At 47.8% G+C, this 17,707-nt stretch carries 30 protein-coding genes and 1 rRNA gene; 1 reads left to right on the top strand and 30 read right to left on the bottom strand.

Annotation, left to right across the window (positions count from 1 at the left end; translation table 11 throughout):
* The 4 genes from AYO36_RS15720 to AYO36_RS15735 all read right to left on the bottom strand — a co-directional run.
* Positions 1-109: ribosomal RNA gene (locus AYO36_RS15720) — 16S ribosomal RNA — on the bottom strand; the annotation flags it as partial.
* A 343-nt stretch (positions 110-452) separates the two neighbouring features.
* The gene (locus tag AYO36_RS15725) at positions 453-1,055 is read right to left on the bottom strand and encodes a KinB-signaling pathway activation protein (protein WP_064300977.1); all 603 of its coding nucleotides are present in this window, start codon (positions 1,053-1,055) and stop codon (positions 453-455) included.
* 2 nt (positions 1,056-1,057) lie between these two features.
* Positions 1,058-2,089, bottom strand: coding sequence for an Mrp/NBP35 family ATP-binding protein (locus AYO36_RS15730; protein WP_023466657.1), 1,032 nt, complete (start codon positions 2,087-2,089; stop codon positions 1,058-1,060).
* 144 nt (positions 2,090-2,233) lie between these two features.
* Entirely contained in the window at positions 2,234-2,884 is a 651-nt protein-coding gene (locus tag AYO36_RS15735; protein ID WP_064300978.1) for a M15 family metallopeptidase, read from the bottom strand.
* Between the two features lie 95 nt (positions 2,885-2,979).
* On the opposite strand from AYO36_RS15735, the gene AYO36_RS15740 reads away from it, so the two are divergent.
* On the top strand, positions 2,980-3,267 hold the full coding sequence (locus AYO36_RS15740; RefSeq protein ID WP_064300979.1) for a hypothetical protein: 288 nt from the start codon (positions 2,980-2,982) through the stop codon (positions 3,265-3,267).
* 92 nt (positions 3,268-3,359) lie between these two features.
* On the opposite strand, the gene rpsI is transcribed toward AYO36_RS15740, so the two are convergent.
* The 26 genes from rpsI to rpsQ all read right to left on the bottom strand — a co-directional run bounded on the left by rpsI (position 3,360) and on the right by rpsQ (position 17,706).
* On the bottom strand, positions 3,360-3,752 hold the full coding sequence (gene rpsI, locus AYO36_RS15745; RefSeq protein WP_023466655.1) for a 30S ribosomal protein S9: 393 nt from the start codon (positions 3,750-3,752) through the stop codon (positions 3,360-3,362).
* Positions 3,753-3,776: 24 nt separating this feature from the next.
* Positions 3,777-4,214: a 50S ribosomal protein L13 gene (gene rplM / locus AYO36_RS15750; protein ID WP_023466654.1), complete on the bottom strand. Its 438-nt coding sequence runs from the start codon at positions 4,212-4,214 to the stop codon at positions 3,777-3,779.
* Positions 4,215-4,382: 168 nt separating this feature from the next.
* Positions 4,383-5,117, bottom strand: coding sequence for a tRNA pseudouridine(38-40) synthase TruA (gene truA, locus AYO36_RS15755; protein WP_035399345.1), 735 nt, complete (start codon positions 5,115-5,117; stop codon positions 4,383-4,385).
* On the bottom strand, positions 5,117-5,908 hold the full coding sequence (locus AYO36_RS15760) for an energy-coupling factor transporter transmembrane component T family protein (RefSeq protein ID WP_064300980.1): 792 nt from the start codon (positions 5,906-5,908) through the stop codon (positions 5,117-5,119). Before AYO36_RS15760 ends, truA begins: the two co-directional genes overlap by 1 nt.
* Positions 5,905-6,759 (bottom strand): energy-coupling factor transporter ATPase, encoded by an 855-nt coding sequence (locus AYO36_RS15765; RefSeq protein ID WP_064300981.1) that lies wholly within the window; start codon positions 6,757-6,759, stop codon positions 5,905-5,907. The genes AYO36_RS15760 and AYO36_RS15765 overlap by 4 nt, the downstream gene beginning before the upstream one ends.
* A complete protein-coding gene (locus AYO36_RS15770; protein WP_029343095.1) occupies positions 6,747-7,577 on the bottom strand; it encodes an energy-coupling factor ABC transporter ATP-binding protein in 831 nt (276 codons plus the stop codon). The genes AYO36_RS15765 and AYO36_RS15770 overlap by 13 nt, the downstream gene beginning before the upstream one ends.
* 98 nt (positions 7,578-7,675) lie before the next feature.
* A complete protein-coding gene (gene rplQ, locus AYO36_RS15775; RefSeq protein WP_023466649.1) occupies positions 7,676-8,047 on the bottom strand; it encodes a 50S ribosomal protein L17 in 372 nt (123 codons plus the stop codon).
* A gap of 33 nt (positions 8,048-8,080) precedes the next feature.
* Positions 8,081-9,025 (bottom strand): DNA-directed RNA polymerase subunit alpha, encoded by a 945-nt coding sequence (locus AYO36_RS15780; protein ID WP_023466648.1) that lies wholly within the window; start codon positions 9,023-9,025, stop codon positions 8,081-8,083.
* Positions 9,026-9,162: 137 nt separating this feature from the next.
* Positions 9,163-9,558, bottom strand: coding sequence for a 30S ribosomal protein S11 (gene rpsK / locus AYO36_RS15785; RefSeq protein ID WP_023466647.1), 396 nt, complete (start codon positions 9,556-9,558; stop codon positions 9,163-9,165).
* 16 nt (positions 9,559-9,574) lie between these two features.
* Positions 9,575-9,940: a 30S ribosomal protein S13 gene (gene rpsM / locus AYO36_RS15790; protein ID WP_023466646.1), complete on the bottom strand. Its 366-nt coding sequence runs from the start codon at positions 9,938-9,940 to the stop codon at positions 9,575-9,577.
* A gap of 20 nt (positions 9,941-9,960) precedes the next feature.
* Positions 9,961-10,074 carry a 50S ribosomal protein L36 gene (rpmJ, locus tag AYO36_RS15795; protein WP_003156543.1) on the bottom strand — a complete coding sequence of 38 codons (114 nt, stop codon included), beginning with the start codon at positions 10,072-10,074 and terminating at the stop codon, positions 9,961-9,963.
* A 33-nt stretch (positions 10,075-10,107) separates the two neighbouring features.
* Complete coding sequence (infA, locus tag AYO36_RS15800) at positions 10,108-10,326, bottom strand: translation initiation factor IF-1 (RefSeq protein ID WP_012369032.1); 219 nt, start codon at positions 10,324-10,326, stop codon at positions 10,108-10,110.
* A 149-nt stretch (positions 10,327-10,475) separates the two neighbouring features.
* Entirely contained in the window at positions 10,476-11,228 is a 753-nt protein-coding gene (map, locus tag AYO36_RS15805; protein ID WP_023466644.1) for a type I methionyl aminopeptidase, read from the bottom strand.
* On the bottom strand, positions 11,228-11,875 hold the full coding sequence (locus AYO36_RS15810; protein WP_023466643.1) for an adenylate kinase: 648 nt from the start codon (positions 11,873-11,875) through the stop codon (positions 11,228-11,230). Before AYO36_RS15810 ends, map begins: the two co-directional genes overlap by 1 nt.
* A 71-nt stretch (positions 11,876-11,946) precedes the next feature.
* Positions 11,947-13,236, bottom strand: coding sequence for a preprotein translocase subunit SecY (gene secY / locus AYO36_RS15815; RefSeq protein ID WP_023466642.1), 1,290 nt, complete (start codon positions 13,234-13,236; stop codon positions 11,947-11,949).
* Positions 13,236-13,676, bottom strand: coding sequence for a 50S ribosomal protein L15 (gene rplO, locus AYO36_RS15820; protein ID WP_035399353.1), 441 nt, complete (start codon positions 13,674-13,676; stop codon positions 13,236-13,238). The genes secY and rplO overlap by 1 nt, the downstream gene beginning before the upstream one ends.
* A 35-nt stretch (positions 13,677-13,711) precedes the next feature.
* Complete coding sequence (gene rpmD, locus AYO36_RS15825; RefSeq protein ID WP_023466640.1) at positions 13,712-13,897, bottom strand: 50S ribosomal protein L30; 186 nt, start codon at positions 13,895-13,897, stop codon at positions 13,712-13,714.
* 18 nt (positions 13,898-13,915) lie between these two features.
* Positions 13,916-14,416: a 30S ribosomal protein S5 gene (rpsE, locus tag AYO36_RS15830; RefSeq protein ID WP_023466639.1), complete on the bottom strand. Its 501-nt coding sequence runs from the start codon at positions 14,414-14,416 to the stop codon at positions 13,916-13,918.
* Between the two features lie 22 nt (positions 14,417-14,438).
* Complete coding sequence (gene rplR, locus AYO36_RS15835; RefSeq protein ID WP_023466638.1) at positions 14,439-14,789, bottom strand: 50S ribosomal protein L18; 351 nt, start codon at positions 14,787-14,789, stop codon at positions 14,439-14,441.
* A 37-nt stretch (positions 14,790-14,826) separates the two neighbouring features.
* Positions 14,827-15,363, bottom strand: coding sequence for a 50S ribosomal protein L6 (gene rplF / locus AYO36_RS15840; protein ID WP_023466637.1), 537 nt, complete (start codon positions 15,361-15,363; stop codon positions 14,827-14,829).
* A gap of 31 nt (positions 15,364-15,394) precedes the next feature.
* A complete protein-coding gene (gene rpsH, locus AYO36_RS15845) occupies positions 15,395-15,793 on the bottom strand; it encodes a 30S ribosomal protein S8 (RefSeq protein WP_012369023.1) in 399 nt (132 codons plus the stop codon).
* Between the two features lie 31 nt (positions 15,794-15,824).
* Positions 15,825-16,094, bottom strand: coding sequence for a 30S ribosomal protein S14 (rpsN, locus tag AYO36_RS15850; RefSeq protein ID WP_023466636.1), 270 nt, complete (start codon positions 16,092-16,094; stop codon positions 15,825-15,827).
* A 14-nt stretch (positions 16,095-16,108) separates the two neighbouring features.
* Positions 16,109-16,648, bottom strand: a complete 540-nt coding sequence (gene rplE, locus AYO36_RS15855; protein WP_023466635.1) for a 50S ribosomal protein L5 — start codon at positions 16,646-16,648, stop codon at positions 16,109-16,111.
* A 31-nt stretch (positions 16,649-16,679) separates the two neighbouring features.
* Complete coding sequence (gene rplX, locus AYO36_RS15860; RefSeq protein ID WP_012369020.1) at positions 16,680-16,991, bottom strand: 50S ribosomal protein L24; 312 nt, start codon at positions 16,989-16,991, stop codon at positions 16,680-16,682.
* Positions 16,992-17,025: 34 nt separating this feature from the next.
* Positions 17,026-17,394 carry a 50S ribosomal protein L14 gene (gene rplN, locus AYO36_RS15865; RefSeq protein ID WP_012369019.1) on the bottom strand — a complete coding sequence of 123 codons (369 nt, stop codon included), beginning with the start codon at positions 17,392-17,394 and terminating at the stop codon, positions 17,026-17,028.
* 48 nt (positions 17,395-17,442) lie between these two features.
* Entirely contained in the window at positions 17,443-17,706 is a 264-nt protein-coding gene (gene rpsQ, locus AYO36_RS15870) for a 30S ribosomal protein S17 (RefSeq protein WP_023466634.1), read from the bottom strand.
* Position 17,707: the final 1 nt, after the last annotated feature.

Genomic DNA, 17,707 nt, shown 5'->3' on the forward strand with positions numbered 1-17,707 from the left:
ATTCCACTGCCTTCCCTCCGAAGAGTTCCGTCAGTTTCCTGCGCTCGACTTGCATGTATTAGGCACGCCGCCAGCGTTCGTCCTGAGCCAGGATCAAACTCTCCATGAAGTGTTTGACTTGCTCGTTGTGTGACCGAAGTCACGATTGACGAAGCTTGCGCTTCATTCGTTTTTGTATTCCGTAGAATACGATTTTTGCCTCATCGTTCAGTTTTCAAAGTCCAATATGTCATTTGACGACTTTTAAATCTTACAGTAAAGTAATAAGTGATGTCAATTACTTTTTTGAAGTTTTTTTCGTCTGTGACGCTCGCGTTTGGCGTGTGCCTCAGCGACATGTATTAATATATCAACTCTTGTTTTTTTCGTCAACTGTTTTTCTAAAAAAACTTTAGAAAAAAGATAGACCCGCTTGAACCGGTAAAATACTACCCGTTCGCGGGTCTTTTTCGTTACGCCTGTTTTTGCGATTGTCCTTGAGAAGCTGGCTTTTCTTGCAAGCGATGCAGCATTAGAATCTGATACGCATTACAGATTAAAAGTGTCGCAAGCGCCGCCCATAACATCCGCTTATCTTGTGTTGCCTGCAAAGCAGGTACCCATTCGATCAACGTGATGACTGTCATGAGGAACAAAGTCGGAATGAACGCTGTGAAGTTCGTTTCCCGTGCTTTCGTCCGCGCGACTAAGAACGCTATTACAAGCAAGACGACCATCTCACCAATATAAAGACTCGTCTTATCAAAGCCGTATGCTAATCCGCGCAGGTAGACACCATCAAATAGTGCAAATGCGATCAAGACGACCTGGACACGGTTCCAAAGCTTTGCACCGCGGAATAAATCGAGTCCGACGCGATGTAAGATCAAGTACGAGAAGAATCCCATCAAACTGATGGCTGTCCACGTACTACTGTAGGAGAGAGCCGTCACATATCCGCTAATCGATTGATTTCGGATATATCCAGGTTCTGCTACCAAGTTAAACACGAAGCCGGCGAGCGTTCCGATTAGGAGCGTCATCCAAAACAGCTTCAAAAATCCTTTAATCTTCATTCTTATCCCTCTACTTTTTCGATGACACGCGTGGCGAGTTCATTATAGTACGTCTCAAATGGATGTTCATCGCGATAGATCGATGGGGCGAAGTCCGCATCATTCGCATATGGTTGTCCAAGTGGAATCTTAGCTAGAATATCGGTTTTTAACGCTTCTGACAACCTCTCTCCGCCACCACTACCGAAGACATATTCTTTTTCGCCTGTCACTTTACTTTCAAAGTACGCCATGTTCTCGACGATTCCGAGGAGACGATGGTTCGTTTTGATTGCCATTGCTCCTGCTCGTGCTGCAACGAAAGCGGCTGTTGCGTGAGGTGTCGTGACGATGACTTCCTGACAGCTCGGGAGCATCGAATGAATATCGAGTGCGACATCCCCTGTTCCCGGTGGAAGATCAAGCAACAAGTAATCGAGATCGCCCCATTCGACGTCTGCGAAGAAGTTGTTGAGCATCTTCCCGAGCATTGGTCCCCGCCAGATGACTGGTGCATTATCTTCGACGAAGAAGCCCATTGAGATGACCTTGACGCCAAAGCGTTCTGGTGGAACGATTCGGTCGTTCACGACAGTCGGACGTGTTTCGATTCCCATCATGTCTGGAACACTAAAGCCGTAGATATCGGCATCAATCAAACCGACCTTCTTCCCTGCTCGTGCGAGGGCGACTGCTAAGTTAACGGAAACCGTCGATTTCCCGACGCCCCCTTTACCAGAAGCAATCGCGATGAACGTCGTACCAGATTCTGGTTTGAGAATTGATGGTGTCGTAGCTGCTTGAATCCCGTGATCACCGAGTGCCTCAAAACGGAGTCCCACCGTCTTGAATCCTTTTTCTTTCAGTTCCTTGACGATTTGCTGTTGGAGCACGAGTTGCTCCCCAGAACCGGATTGTGCTAAAGCGATTTTCAGACTGACATAATCACCTTTAATCCGGACGTCACGAATGCCGTTCGTATCTGCAAGCGGGCGGTCAATCGTCGGATCGACGAGCGTTCCGACTACCTCGCGAATTTCTTGTTCATTCAACATAGTGCCTTCCCCCTGAAAACGTTCGATTTAATCCCTGTTAGTATAACAAAAATAAGAGAGCGCTTGCACATTTCGACACCGGAAAGGATGACTTTTCCATGTCCAGTGTCAGTTTTCATCATTTTACTCGATCATTCGCTCGTTTTAGAACATTCGGTTCCATGTACGAGGACCCACGACACCATCAACGTCAAGTCCTTGACGTGTTTGATAGGCACGCACCTTCTGAGCCGTCTCTGCATCAAAGCGCCGAGTCACGGTTGCTTTGACTGCACGCTGAATTCGTTCGATATCCCGTGGATTCATATTGGTTGCCCCTTGATACAACGGACGACCTGGATACGGAACGATCGCACGAGAGCGATTCGGCGTTTCTTCAGACACTCCTAGTAATTCAAAGTGTGGATAATCCTTAAAGCTCGTCCAGTCCCCACCCCAAGAAAAGCCACGTCGTTTCATCGCAGCAACAATCTTTTGAAAGCTTTGGTCATTTCGAAATAGCGCTTGTGTACCGTCTTGGGAATATTGAAAGAGGTCGACGGCAATTCCACGGTTATGATTCGATTGTCCCCCGCGTGCATTCGTTACGATTGGTCCCGGTAGTGTCCGTCCCTGTGCGTACAACCGATTCTGTTCTGCGATCGATCGGTACCCTTGTGCGACGCCTACATAAATCCCTTGTGCATGCATCTCCCGAATGACCTCTTGCGTTCGTTTAGCGACTTCTCGTGACAGTCCCGAAGCATTCAACTTCCGATTCGCTCGCTCGAGTAACCAGCTGATCGATAATGCCATCTACGCTCACCCCTTTGTCTCCTGTTCCCGAAAACAAAATCCGCTATACTTATGGAATGTAGAATGATTTTAACTCATATCAAAAGGAGCATCCTATGAAAAAACGCATCATTTGGACACTTAGCGTCACCTGTCTTTTACATCTTAGCTTCGTCCTGTATCTGACGCTGCAACCGACTGTCGCTACCAAGACGGAGTTACCGGACAATGCAACCGTCTTAAGTGAAGAAACCTCTTTTACAGGACATGTCGGTCAAACGACGGCACATACACCTACCCAATTCATACAATCTCTCTTTGTTTGGAGCATCCCGCTGACGATCGTCATCTTCTATCTTCTTCTGACGGTGTTGCACCGATTACGCTCCACTAAATCGACTTGACTTGAATCGCTGTTCTGACACTTCTCAGGAGAGCGATTTTTTAGTGCACAAAAAAACCTCCCACCACAAGGGTGAGAGGGATTCGAAAAGAATTAACGTTTCGAGAATTGTGGTGCACGACGAGCTGCTTTAAGACCGTATTTTTTACGCTCTTTCATACGAGCATCACGAGTCAAGAAGCCTTTCGCTTTGAGTGCGCCGCGGAATTCTGGATCCGCTTGAAGAAGAGCACGTGAGATACCGTGACGGATAGCGCCTGCTTGACCAGTGAAGCCGCCGCCTTTGACCGTTACGATTACATCGTACTTGCCTTCTGTTTCTGTGATTACGAGTGGTTCTTTTGCAGTCATGATCAATGTCTCATAACCGAAGTATTCGCTGATATCGCGACCGTTAACTGTGACTTTACCGTCTCCAGCAACGAGGAAAACGCGCGCTGCCGCGTGTTTCCGGCGACCAGTGCCGTAGTAACGTACATCTGCCATCGTGTAGTTCCTCCTAAATTCGTATTAACCGCGAAGTTCGTAAACTTCTGGTTGTTGTGCTTCGTGCTTGTGTGCAGCTCCAGCGTAGACGTGGAGTTTGTTGAACATTTGACGACCGAGGCTACCTTTTGGAAGCATCCCTTTGATCGCGAGTTCAAGCATGCGCTCAGGTTTGTTAGCAAGCATATCGCGTGCAACAGTCTGCTTTAAGCCGCCTGGATGACCAGAGTGACGGTAGTAGACTTTTTTGTCGAGTTTGTTACCAGTTAAAACGATTTTCTCAACGTTGATGAGGATAACGTTATCCCCACAGTCAACGTGTGGTGTGAACGTAGGCTTGTGCTTACCACGGAGAAGTGATGAAACTTCGCTCGCAAGGCGACCGAGTGTTTTACCTTCAGCGTCGATAAGGAGCCATTTGCGTTCTACATCAGTAGCTTTCGCCATGAAAGTTGTGCGCATGTAAAATACCTCCTAAGGAATTAAAAGTTCTGTTTTTGATTTTTCATTTATTCACTAGGTGAATCTATCATAATCTTAGGTGTACGGGGCTAAGATTGTGGTTTCATAATAAATGAAATGCCAATAAACATTGTATGTTTTTTAATAGCCAATGTCAATTGCCTTTTTTCACTCCGGATAGAAAACTTCCCATAGATAGAGTCCATGGGGAGGCGCTGTCACGCCTGCGACGTTCCGGTCCTTTGCCAGCAACATTTTTTTAATGTCCTCTGGTGCAAAACGACCGCGTCCGACGTCAAGTAACGTCCCGACCATAATCCGGATTTGATTATAAAGAAACCCACTGCCCTGGAACCGAAAGACGAGTTCGTCACCGACTGTCATCAACTCTGCCTCGTAAATCGTCCGGACCCGGTTATCCGTTTCCGTCTTCGCGACACAGAACGAACTGAAATCGTGCGTGCCGACGAGATGTGCCATCCCTTGACGGATGCGCTCGAGATCGAGCGGATACGGAATATGAACCGATAGATTCCGACGAAACGCATTTTCTTCGCGGCGGACGAAATAGCGGTATTCCTTCCCTACGACATCGTAACGCGCTTCAAAGGTCGGTTCGACCTCCTCACAGCTCCGGACACGAATATCCGCTGGTAAGAGCGTATTCAGTGCCTTGACGACGTTCTCCGGGGGAATCGCTAGTTCCGTATCAAAATGAATGACTTGTCCGTAGGCATGCACCCTCGCATCCGTCCGTCCCGACCCGATGATCTTGACGGGATGTTTGTGCATCCGCGCAAGCGTCGTTTCAATTACTTCTTGAATCGTCAATCCGTTTGGTTGCACCTGATACCCGGCGTAGCCGGTTCCGTCATATTGAATCGTACATTTTAAACGACGCATTACCCGATCCCTCGCAATCCTACTAAACTGATCGTTAGGAGGACGAGTAGGATCATCAGACCTGTATCCCGCATCGTCCACTTGGACTCCCGTAAGCGTGTCCTTCCCTCTCCTCCACGGTATCCCCGCGCTTCCATTGCTGTCGCAAGATCCTCTGCCCGCTTAAAGGCGGAGATGAACAACGGAATCAATAACGGAATGATCGCCCGTAAACGTTCCTTGATCGGTCCTGCCGATAAATCAACACCACGTGCTTGCTGTGCCTTCATGATTTTCTCCGTCTCCTCCGCTAAGGTTGGTAAGAACCGAAGTGAGATCGATAACATGAGCGCGATCTCATGCGTTGGAACACGGACGACCTTGAACGGCTTTAATAACAACTCAATCGCATCTGTCAATTCGATCGGTGAGGTCGTCAGCGTGACGAGTGTCGTGATCGAGACAAGATAGAAGAAACGTAATGAGACGATGATCGCGAGTCGCAGTCCTTCTTCGTAGATCCGAAGCCAGCCGAACTCAAAGAGGACAGACCCTTCGCGCGTGAAGAACAGCTGGATGACGAACGTAAAGACGATCAGGAAAAGAATCGGTCGCAGTCCTTTTAGAACATACCGAAGTGGTAACCGACTACTCATGAGTGCTAAGAACGTAAAGACAAGTAAAAAGATGTTCGTTGCTGCATTGTTTGCGAGAAAGACGAGCGGAATGAAGCAGAAAGCAAAGATGATCTTCGCAAGTGCCGACGACCGATGCAAGTACGACTGACCGGGAATATGTTGTCCGACGATCATTCGCTCACCCCTTTCGTCATCAACCACTCGATCAATTCGGTCTCCGTCCGGATCTCCGGTCGTTGCAATCCACGCCGATCAGCGACTTGCCAAGCAAGCGATAGGACGTGCGGGAGATCGAGGTGGAATTGCTCGAGCAATGTCTCTTCTTTAAACAGATCAAGCGGTAGCCCGTCAAACGCCACCTGGGCGTCTTCCATGACGATCACACGCTCAGCATACTCAAGCACCTGATCCATGTCGTGCGTGATCAGGAGCAACGTCATACCGGTCTCTGCATGGAGCCGGGCAAACAGACTCAGCATATGCTTGCGCCCTTGCGGATCGAGTCCTGCCGTCGGCTCATCGACGATCAACACGTCTGGTTGACTAGCGAGTACGCCGGCAATTGCAACACGCCTCATTTGCCCACCAGACAGGTCAAACGGCGAACGACTCCAAAAGACTTCATCGAGTCCGACAGTCCGTAATGCCTCTTTCGCTAATTGCTCAGCCATCGCGGCATCATGACCGAAGTTCATCGGACCGAACATGACATCCTTTAAGACCGTCTCTTCGAACAATTGATATTCCGGATATTGAAAAACAAGCCCGACGCGACGTCTTAATGGCTTGAGGTCCTGTTTTTTCTTCGGTTCGACGATGATGTCATCGACTTGTACCTTCCCCGCTGTCGGCTTGAGCAACCCATTGATGTGCTGCACGAGCGTCGATTTCCCGGATCCGGTATGCCCTACAAACGCAACAAGCGCCCCTGACGGAATCTCAAGATTCACATCACGTAGCGCGACTCGTTCGAACGGACTATTGAGTTGATACGTATAATTTAATTCCTGGATTAAGATTGGCATAAACGGTTCACCAATTCTCTTTCATCTAGTATCGTCTCCTCGAGTGAGAGACCTTGCGCCCGTAAACGTTCTTGTACCCGAACAACGAATGGAACATCGAGTCCGATGTCTTCTAAGAACGATGCATGACGAAAGACTTCCTGAGGGGATCCTTCTAATACGATTTTCCCGGCATCCATGACGATGACACGACTAGCCCGTAATACTTCGTCTAATTCGTGTGTAATCGCGATGACCGCCATTGGGTGAGTCGCATGGAGTTCCTGAACGGTCGACATGACCTCTTGTCGTGCTAATGGATCAAGCATCGATGTAGCTTCATCGAGCACGAGAACATCAGGGCGCATCGCAAGCGCCGAAGCGATTGCGACACGCTGCTTCTGTCCGCCGGATAGTTGATGGGGTTCCCGATCAACAAAATCCGTAAGGCCAACGCGCGCTAGACTGTCGTCGATACGACGAACCATTTCCTCGCGTGGCACACCCCAGTTTTCTAGAGCAAATGCCACGTCGTCGCGCACGGTCGTGCCAACGAATTGATTATCTGGATTTTGGAAGACGATGCCGATTGCTCGGCGCATCTCCCACAGTTGCTCCGGATTCGCACTTGAAAAGCGCTCAGCAACCGTAACGGTCCCTGTCTCCGGTAACAACAATCCATTAAACAATTTCGTCAGCGTTGATTTTCCAGAGCCGTTGTGACCAACGATGGCGACCCATTCACCTGAACGAATCGTCAGAGAGACCTCGTGTAAGGCTGCTTGCTCCTGTTCCGGATACCGATAGGTGACCTGTTCCAGTTCAATCAGCTTGTCCATGATCTCTCCTCCTTCATCAAATCAATACTTTCATTTTGTAGCAAAAGGGCAGAAGCGGGATACGCACTGCCCTTTTATGGCGAATCATTTAATGAGGATTAAACGAGTTCGATGATGACCATTTCTGCGCCGTCACCACGACGTGGTCCCATTTTCATGATGCGTGTGTAACCACCTTGACGCTCAGCAAAACGTGGAGCCACATCAGCGAATAATTTTTGGATCGCGTCTTGTGCTTTGCCCTCTGCGTTTTGACCAGCAGCTTCACGGCGAACGAACGATGCAACTTGACGACGAGCGTGGAGATCACCGCGTTTACCTAAAGTGATGAGTTTCTCTACGACTGGACGAAGTTCCTTCGCTTTTTGTTCTGTAGTTTGGATACGCTCATTGATGATGAGATCAGTCGCAAGGTCACGCAAAAGTGCCTTACGTTGTGAGCTTGTACGGCCTAATTTCGAGTATGCCATGGATGGATTCCCTCCTTCGTGCAATTAATAGTATTAGTCTTCTTTGCGCAAGCCTAGTCCGAGTTCGTCGAGTTTCGCTTGAACTTCCTCGAGTGATTTACGTCCGAGGTTACGGACTTTCATCATCTCGTCTTCGCTCTTGTTCGCGAGTTCTTGAACCGTGTTGATACCAGCGCGTTTCAAACAGTTGTACGAACGAACTGAGAGATCGAGTTCTTCGATCGTCATTTCGAGTACTTTTTCTTTTTGATCTTCTTCCTTTTCGACCATGATTTCAGCATGGAGCGCTTCGTCTGTAAGACCAACAAAGATATTTAAGTGTTCTGTCATGATTTTCGCACCGAGTGACACTGCTTCTTCAGGGCGGATTGAACCGTCCGTCCAAACATCTAGCGTCAACTTATCGAAGCTCGCATCTTGACCGACACGTGTTTTTTCAACTTGATAATTTACACGTTGAATTGGCGTGTAAATCGAGTCGATTGGGATTACACCGATTGGCATATCGTCCCGTTTGTTATCTTCAGCCTGAACATACCCACGACCACGGCGTGCTGTAAGACGCATATGAAGTGATGCACCTTCTGCAAGCGTTGCGATGTGAAGTTCTGGGTTGAGGATTTCGACGTCGCTGTCATGCGTAATGTTCGCAGCAGTGACAACACCAGCGCCTTGAATATCGATCTCAAGCGTTTTCTCTTCTTCCGAGTACACTTTGAGGGCGAGTTTCTTAAGGTTCAAGATGATTTGGGTAACGTCTTCTACAACGCCATCAATCGTCGAGAACTCATGAAGAACGCCATCGATTTGGACTGCAGTGACTGCAGCACCCGGAAGTGAAGACAATAGGATACGACGCAATGAGTTACCAAGCGTTGTACCGAATCCACGCTCAAGCGGCTCAACTACGAATTTACCAAACGTAGCGTTCTCGCTTAACTCGATCGTTTCAATCTTCGGTTTTTCGATTTCGATCATCTGAACCCCTCCTTGAATATCGTCATGTTGGCCATCGCGTTCAATCGCCAACCGCCTTGTGTACGTTTCTACTGCCTTGCTTGGTCAAACGATCAACAAAAGTCTACTCGAATCCCCGCTCTGCAGTACAAGACGGGTTACACGCGACGACGTTTTGGAGGGCGGCAACCGTTGTGTGGTACTGGAGTAACGTCACGGATTGCAGTGACTTCTAGACCGATTGCTTGAAGAGCACGGATAGCTGCTTCACGACCTGCACCAGGACCTTTAACGTTAACTTCTACAGTACGCATACCGTTATCCATTGCTGTTTTAGCAGCTGTTTCAGATGCCATTTGTGCAGCGAAAGGAGTCGATTTACGTGAGCCTTTGAAGCCCATGTTACCTGCAGTTGCCCAAGAGATTGCATTCCCTTGCATATCAGTGATCGTAACGATCGTGTTGTTGAATGTTGAACGGATATGCACGATACCAGATTCAATATTCTTTTTGACTTTACGTTTACTACGAACGTTCTGTTTGCGTTTTGCCATCTTAGTTTACCCTCCCTTACTTCTTCTTGTTCGCTACTGTACGGCGTGGGCCTTTACGAGTACGCGAGTTGTTTTTAGTGTTTTGACCACGAACTGGAAGACCACGACGGTGACGAACACCACGGTAGCAACCGATTTCGATCAAACGTTTGATGTTGAGTGAGATTTCACGACGAAGGTCACCCTCAACTTTGATTTTGTCTAAACCATCACGAAGTTGGTTCAATTGTTCCTCAGTCAAGTCGCGAGTACGAGTATCTTCAGAGATACCAGTTTCTTTCAAGACTTTTTGAGCAGTCGTTTTACCAACACCATAGATGTAAGTGAGTGAGATGACGATGCGTTTCTCACGTGGAATATCTACACCAGCAATACGTGCCATGTGTGCACCTCCTTGTTTAATTACCCTTGTTTTTGTTTATGCTTAGGGTTTTCGCAAATAACCATTACTTTGCCTTTACGGCGGATAACTTTACATTTTTCACAGATCGGTTTAACCGAAGGTCTTACTTTCATTGTGAATACCTCCTCCTGAAAAAATCGGAGTTTTTATTTGAAACGGTATGTGATCCGTCCGCGAGTCAAGTCGTATGGTGACAACTCAACCGTTACTTTATCTCCTGGCAAGATCCGAATGAAGTGCATCCGAATTTTTCCTGAGACGTGCGCGAGGACCGTGTGGCCGTTTTCTAACTCCACCTTAAACATCGCGTTTGGAAGCGGCTCGATAACCGTACCTTCCACTTCGATTACATCTTGTTTCGCCATCAATTATACCCCTTTCTCTATAAAGTTGATTGGGAGCCCAGACGATTTGTAGCGCTAGGGGCTTTCTACAAGAGCCATTGAGAGATCATCGGTCACAAACACGAGTGGATACTGGCTTATAGAAAGGTGACACCAATAACGCGCACAGCTCACTCTGCATCGACCGTTAAGATCTCGTAGCCGTCGTCTGTGATGGCGATGGTGTGCTCAAAGTGGGCGCACATGCTACCGTCCACCGTCACTACCGTCCAATTGTCGGATAGTGTGCGAACATAGCGTTTCCCGACGTTGACCATTGGCTCAATTGCCAGTGTCATGCCGGTTTTCAGGCGCGGCCCTTTCCCCGGTGGTCCATAATGTGGAATTTGCGGATCTTCATGCAAATTTTGTCCCACGCCGTGGCCCACATATTCGCGGACTACAGAAAAATTCGCAGCTTCAACATGTGACTGAATCGCATGCGAAATATCTGTCAGGTGCACGCCAGCTTTGGCGCGCTCCAATCCTTTATACAGAGATTCTTCAGTTACGTCAAGTAACCGCTTCGTCTCTTCAGAGATTGTACCTACCGGATATGTCCAGGCTGAATCTCCGTGATACCCATTGTACTCTGCTCCGATGTCAATCGAGATGATGTCACCGTCCTGAAGTACACGATCTCCCGGAATACCATGGACAAGCTCTTCGTTCACGGAAGCACAGATGCTACCCGTGAAACCATTATACCCTTTAAACGATGGTGTTGCCCCTTGACTTCGAATATAGCGTTCAGCGATCGCGTCGAGTTGCCCCGTCGTGATACCTGGGCGAATGTGAGCTTGAAGCTCCTTATGCGTCCGGGCGACGATTTGTCCTGCTTTACGCATGATGTCGATTTCACGCGGCGCTTTCGTGATGATCATTACTGATCACCAAGGAGTGCCTGAACATCGGAATATACATCGTTGATTGGACGATCACCGTCCAAATTACGAAGATACCCTTTTTCTGCGTAAAAGTCAATCAAAGGTTGCGCTTGAGCGACGTTGACTTCCAAGCGACGACGTACTGTCTCCTCTTGGTCATCTTCACGTTGTACAAGTGCTGATCCGTCGATATCACAGATCCCCTCCACTTTTGGTGGGTTGTAGAGAACATGATACGTTGCTCCGCAAGTTGGGCAAATCCGGCGACCTGTCAAACGAGGGACAAGTTTCTCCGGGTCTACACCGATGTGGATGACGTGATCAATTTGTTTGCCCAGATCTTCAAGTAATGCTTCAAGAGCATCTGCTTGTTTCACTGTGCGTGGGAAACCGTCAAGGAGAAAACCATTTGCACAGTCTTCTTTGGCGAGACGCTCACGTACGATGCCGATTGTGACTTCGTCCGGAACGAGTTCCCCTTTATCCATGTATGATTTCGCTTCTTGTCCGAGTGGCGTTGAATCTTTGATCGCCGCGCGGAACATGTCGCCTGTCGAGATGTGGGGGATCGCATAGTCTTCGATGATTTTCGCAGCCTGCGTTCCTTTACCAGCACCCGGCAAACCCATCAATACTAGATTCATGTCGGTAGCCTCCACTTCTATAGCTCTATAGACACAACAGAAAGGAAAGGGATGGTCCCCTTCCTCCCGCCTTATCGGATAAAGCCTTTGTAGTGTCGTTTAACCAATTGACTTTCAATCTGTTTCATCGTCTCTAGTCCTACACCGATGACGATCAACAAGCTCGTTCCACCAATCTGCACCGAGTTCGGTAAGCCAGCAAACTTAATAAAGAATGTCGGCGTCACCGCGATGACAGCGAGGAAGAGTGAACCGAAGAATGTCAGACGGTATAGAATCTTCGTGATGTACTGCTCCGTTTGCTTACCAGGACGAATACCAGGAATGTATCCGCCTTGTTTTTGAAGGTTCTCTGCCATTTGTTCCGGGTTAACCTGAACGAATGTGTAGAAGTACGAGAACGCGATGATCAGTGCCACATAGATCGACATACCGATTGGACTCGTGTAGTCGAAAATGTCACGGATCTTCGTTGCCGTCTCCGGACTTGCAAAGAAACTCGCAATCGTTGGTGGCGTCACCATGAACGACACCGCGAAGATGACTGGAATAACACCGGCAGCGTTCAATTTGATCGGCAAGTGTGCCGATTGACCGCCAACTGGTGTCCGGTTCACCGTACGCTTAGCGTACTGAATCGGAATCTTACGTGCAGCTTGCTGAACATAGATGACTCCGACGATGACCGCAATGATGATTAAAAGCAAGAGTACGATATAAAGCACGTTTACAAACAAAGCATCCCCTGCATTTTGGAGCTTCGTTTCGTAAATCTGGCGGAATGCATTCGGGAAGCCCGCGACGATCCCAGCGAAGATGATCATTGATATCCCGTTACCAATGCCCTTCTCCGTGATGAGTTCACCAATGAACATCAAGAATGCTGTTCCCGCTGTCAATACGAGTGCAATCATAACGTATGTCCAGGTGCCGAACTGTTCGTCGACAAGACCTGGGTAGATACGGTTAAATCCAAGCGCGATTCCAAACGCTTGGACTAAGCCGAGTACGATCGTTCCATAGCGCGTTACCGTTGCTAACTTCTTACGGCCCGCCTCTCCTTGTTTTGCCCATTCGGCAAACTTTGGAACAACGTCCATCTGTAAGAGTTGGACAACGATCGAGGCCGTGATATACGGCATGATTCCCATCGCAAAGAGTGAGAAATTCTGCAAAGCATTCCCGCCGAACGAGTTCAAGAAACCAAGAATACCATTCTGGTCAATCTTGAACACTTCCGTGTTTACCATCGGCACCGGGATATGTGCTCCAATCCGGAACACGATAACCAATGCCAAGGTAAAGAGAATGCGCCGACGAATGTCAGCTACGCGCCACATATTGGAGATCGCTTGAAACATTAGATCACCTCAACCGTACCGCCGGCAGCTTCGATTGCTTGCTTCGCAGCGTCGGAGAACTTATGAGCTTTGACTGTTAGTTTCTTTTCGATCTTACCGTTAGAAAGAATTTTCACGCCGTCTTTCATGCCTTTGACTGCACGAGTCTCGACAAGAAGTTCTGGAGTGACTTCAGTTCCTTCTTCAAAACGGTTGAGTGTGTCAAGGTTAATGACCGCGAACTCTTTACGAGTTGGGTTGTTGAAGCCGCGTTTTGGTAAACGACGGTAAAGTGGGTTTTGTCCACCTTCGAAACCTGGACGAACACCACCGCCTGAACGAGCTTTTTGACCTTTGTGACCACGGCCAGAAGTCTTACCGTTACCAGAAGACATACCGCGACCTACACGGTTGCGTTCTGAACGTGAACCAGCAGCTGGTTTCAATTCATGGAGTTTCATAGTGGGGCACCTCCTCATAAAATTATATCGAACTATTACTCTTGAATTTCTTTTACTGTCACTAAGTGTGACACGTGGTTAATCATCCCACGCATAGCAGCGTTGTCAGGTACGACAACAGTCTGGTGCATCTTACGGAGACCAAGCGTACGAGTAGTAACGCGTTGGTTCTCCGGACGACCGATCATGCTGCGTGTGAGGGTAACTGCGAGTTTCGCCATCTGTTTTCCCTCCCTTTCTTAACCGCGAAGTTCTTCGACGGTTTTACCGCGGAGTTTCGCAACTTCTTCAGCACGTTTGAGTGATGTGAGACCTTCGACAGTCGCACGAACCATGTTGATTGGAGTGCTTGATCCAAGTGATTTTGAAAGAATGTCGTTGATTCCCGCTAATTCGAGAACCGCACGAACTGGACCACCAGCGATGACTCCAGTACCTTCAGAAGCAGGCTTCAAGAAGACGTGACCTGCACCGAATACACCGTTGACTTCGTGTGGAATTGTTGTGTTAACGATTGGAACGTTAACCATGTTTTTCTTAGCATCTTCGATTGCTTTACGGATCGCTTCAGGCACTTCCTGAGCTTTACCCGTACCGAAACCTACGTGACCATTCTTGTCACCAACGACGACGAGGGCAGCAAAACGGAAGCGACGGCCACCTTTTACTACTTTCGCGACGCGGTTTACGGTAACAACGCGTTCTTCGAGTTGATCCATGTTAATTTCTAACTGGCGCATGTAGAGGTTCCCTCCTTTTCTATTAGAATTTGAGACCAGCTTCACGAGCTGCTTCAGCTACAGCTTTGATACGTCCATGATAGAGATATCCTCCACGGTCGAAAACGACTGTTTCGATACCTTTTTCAAGAGCGCGCTCAGCTGCGAGCTTACCAACTGCTGCCGCAGCGTCAGTCGTGTTGCCTTTTTCAAGGTCGAGTGATGATGCAGATGCGAGTGTTGCATGTGTTGCATCGTCAATGACTTGTACGTAAATGTTCTTGTTCGAACGGAATACGTTCATACGTGGACGTGTTGCAGTCCCGATGATTGTACGACGGACACGACCATGACGTTTTTTACGCGTAGCGTTTTTATCTGCCTTTGAGATCATTTATGCCACTCCTTTCCGGTCAATTCGCATTCGCGAATTACTTACCTGTTTTACCTTCTTTACGACGAACGACTTCATCACTGTAACGAATACCTTTACCTTTGTACGGCTCAGGTTGACGGTACGAACGGATCAATGCAGCGACGTGACCAACACGTTCTTTGCTGATTCCGCGAACGATGAGTTGCGTATTCGTAGGAACTTCGACTTCGATGCCTTGTTCCGGAGTGTACTCGATTGGGTGTGAGTAACCGAGGTTGAGTACGATTTTGTTACCTTGCTTTTGTGCACGGTAACCAACACCTTGGATATCGAGTGTCTTAGCGAAACCGTTGCTTACACCTTCGACCATGTTCGCGATAAGCGCACGAGTCGTTCCGTGGATCGTACGGCTTGCTTTCTCGTCGTTCGGACGAGTGACAGTCAATTCATTACCTTCTACGTTGATCGCCATAGCTGGGCTGAACTCGCGTGAGAGTTCCCCTTTAGGACCTTTTACCGTAACCGTGTTGTTTTCAACTGTTACTGTAACGCCTGCTGGGATGACGACTGGCTTTTTACCAATACGTGACATTTAAGACACCTCCGTTCTTTTTATGCGTGTATTACCAGATGTATGCGATCACTTCGCCGCCGACTTTTTGTTGGCGAGCTTCTTTATCAGTCATTACACCTTTAGATGTTGAAACGATAGCGATTCCGAGACCACCGAGTACTTTCGGGATTTCATCAGCTTTCGCGTAAACGCGAAGACCTGGTTTCGAGATACGTTTGAGTCCAGTGATGACGCGCTCGTTGCTTGCGCCGTATTTAAGGAATACGCGGAGCGTACCTTGTTTGCTGTCCTCGAGATATTCAACATCGCGGATGAAACCTTCACGTTTGAGGATTTCAGCGACTTCACGTTTGATTGTAGAAGCTGGCATTTCCAACTTCTCATGGCGAACCATGTTTGCATTACGAATGCGTGTAAGCATATCTGCAATCGGATCTGTCATAACCATGCGATGTACCTCCTTTCACAACTTTAATGAATTACCAGCTTGCTTTTTTAACACCAGGGATTTGACCTTTATGAGCAAGATCACGGAACTTAATACGGCTGATACCGAATTTACCAATGTAACCGTGTGGACGGCCAGTGATACTACAACGGTTGTGTAAACGAACCGCTGAAGAGTTACGTGGGAGTTTGCTCAAGCCGATGTAGTCGCCTTGTGCTTTCAATTCTGCGCGTTTTTCAGCGTAGCGCTCAACGAGTGCTTGACGTTTTACTTCACGTGCGATCATTGATTTCTTAGCCATGTTGTCGACCTCCCTTATTTTTGGAATGGCATGCCGAGTGCAGTGAGAAGCTCACGTGACTCTTCATCCGTGTTAGCAGTAGTTACGATAACGATGTCCATACCACGGACTTTCGATACGCGATCGTAGTCGATCTCTGGGAAGATCAATTGTTCCTTCACGCCTAGCGTGTAGTTACCACGGCCATCGAAAGATTTTTTCGATACGCCACGGAAGTCACGTACACGTGGAAGTGACACGTTGATCAACTTGTCGAGGAATTCGTACATGCGCTCGCCACGAAGTGTAACCTTCGCACCGATTGGCATACCTTCACGAAGTTTGAAACCAGCGATTGATTTCTTAGCTTTCGTGATGAGTGGTTTCTGACCAGTGAGGAGCTGAAGCTCTTCAACTGCCATGTCAAGTGCCTTAGAGTTCGTAACAGCGTCACCAACACCCATGTTGATTACGATTTTATCGACTTTCGGCGCTTGCATTACAGAACTGTAATTGAATTTCTCCATCATTACTTTGACGATTTCGTCTTGGTATTTAGCTTTTAAACGGTTCATCAGAAAGTGGACCTCCTTTCTTTAAATCTTCTTATTTATCTAAAGCTTCGCCCGATTTTTTAGCGATACGTACTTTCTTGCCGTCAACCACAGTGAAACCAACGCGTGTTGGGTTACCTGTCTTAGGGTCGATGAGCATAACGTTCGATACGTGAATCGGTGCTTCTTTCTCGACAATTCCGCCTTGCGGGTTGAGTTGAGAAGGTTTTGAGTGTTTTTTGATCATGTTAACGCCTTCGACGATTACGCGATCTTTTTTAGGCATAGCTGTAAGGACAACGCCTTGTTTGCCTTTGTCTTTACCAGTCATAACCTGAACTTTATCACCTTTTTTGACATGCATCGTTAGAGCACCTCCTTGTAGGAATTCTTTGGAATTAAAGTACTTCCGGTGCCAACGAGACGATCTTCATGAAGTCTTTTTCACGAAGTTCGCGTGCGACTGGTCCGAAGATACGTGTGCCACGTGGGCTTTTGTCATCTTTGATGATGACTGCTGCGTTTTCGTCAAAACGGATGTACGAACCGTCTTTACGACGAACGCCACGTTTAGTACGAACGACTACTGCGCGTACAACTTCACCTTTTTTGACAACGCCACCTGGTGTTGCTTGTTTTACTGTACAAACAATAACGTCACCGATGTTAGCAGTTTTACGACCAGAACCACCGAGGACTTTGATCGTCAAGACTTCACGAGCTCCTGAGTTGTCTGCTACTTTTAAGCGAGATTCTTGTTGAATCATACGATTGTACCTCCCTCCGGATGTTTATTCACCCGAACTAATTAGAGTTTAGATGATTACTGCTTCTTCAATGACTTCTACGAGACGGAAACGTTTGTCCTTAGATAATGGACGTGTTTCTTGAATGCGTACAACATCACCGATTTTAGCTGTGTTGTTTTCATCATGCGCTTTGTACTTTTTAGAGTAGTTTACGCGTTTGCCGTAAAGCTTGTGCTTTACTTTTGTTTCAACTGTAACTACGATCGTTTTGTCCATTTTGTCAGAAACGACGCGTCCAGTTAACACTTTGCGGTTGTTAGTGCGTTCCATT

This window comes from Exiguobacterium sp. KKBO11 (genome assembly GCF_001644945.1).
Taxonomy (GTDB): Bacteria; Bacillota; Bacilli; order Exiguobacteriales; family Exiguobacteriaceae; genus Exiguobacterium_A; species Exiguobacterium_A abrahamii.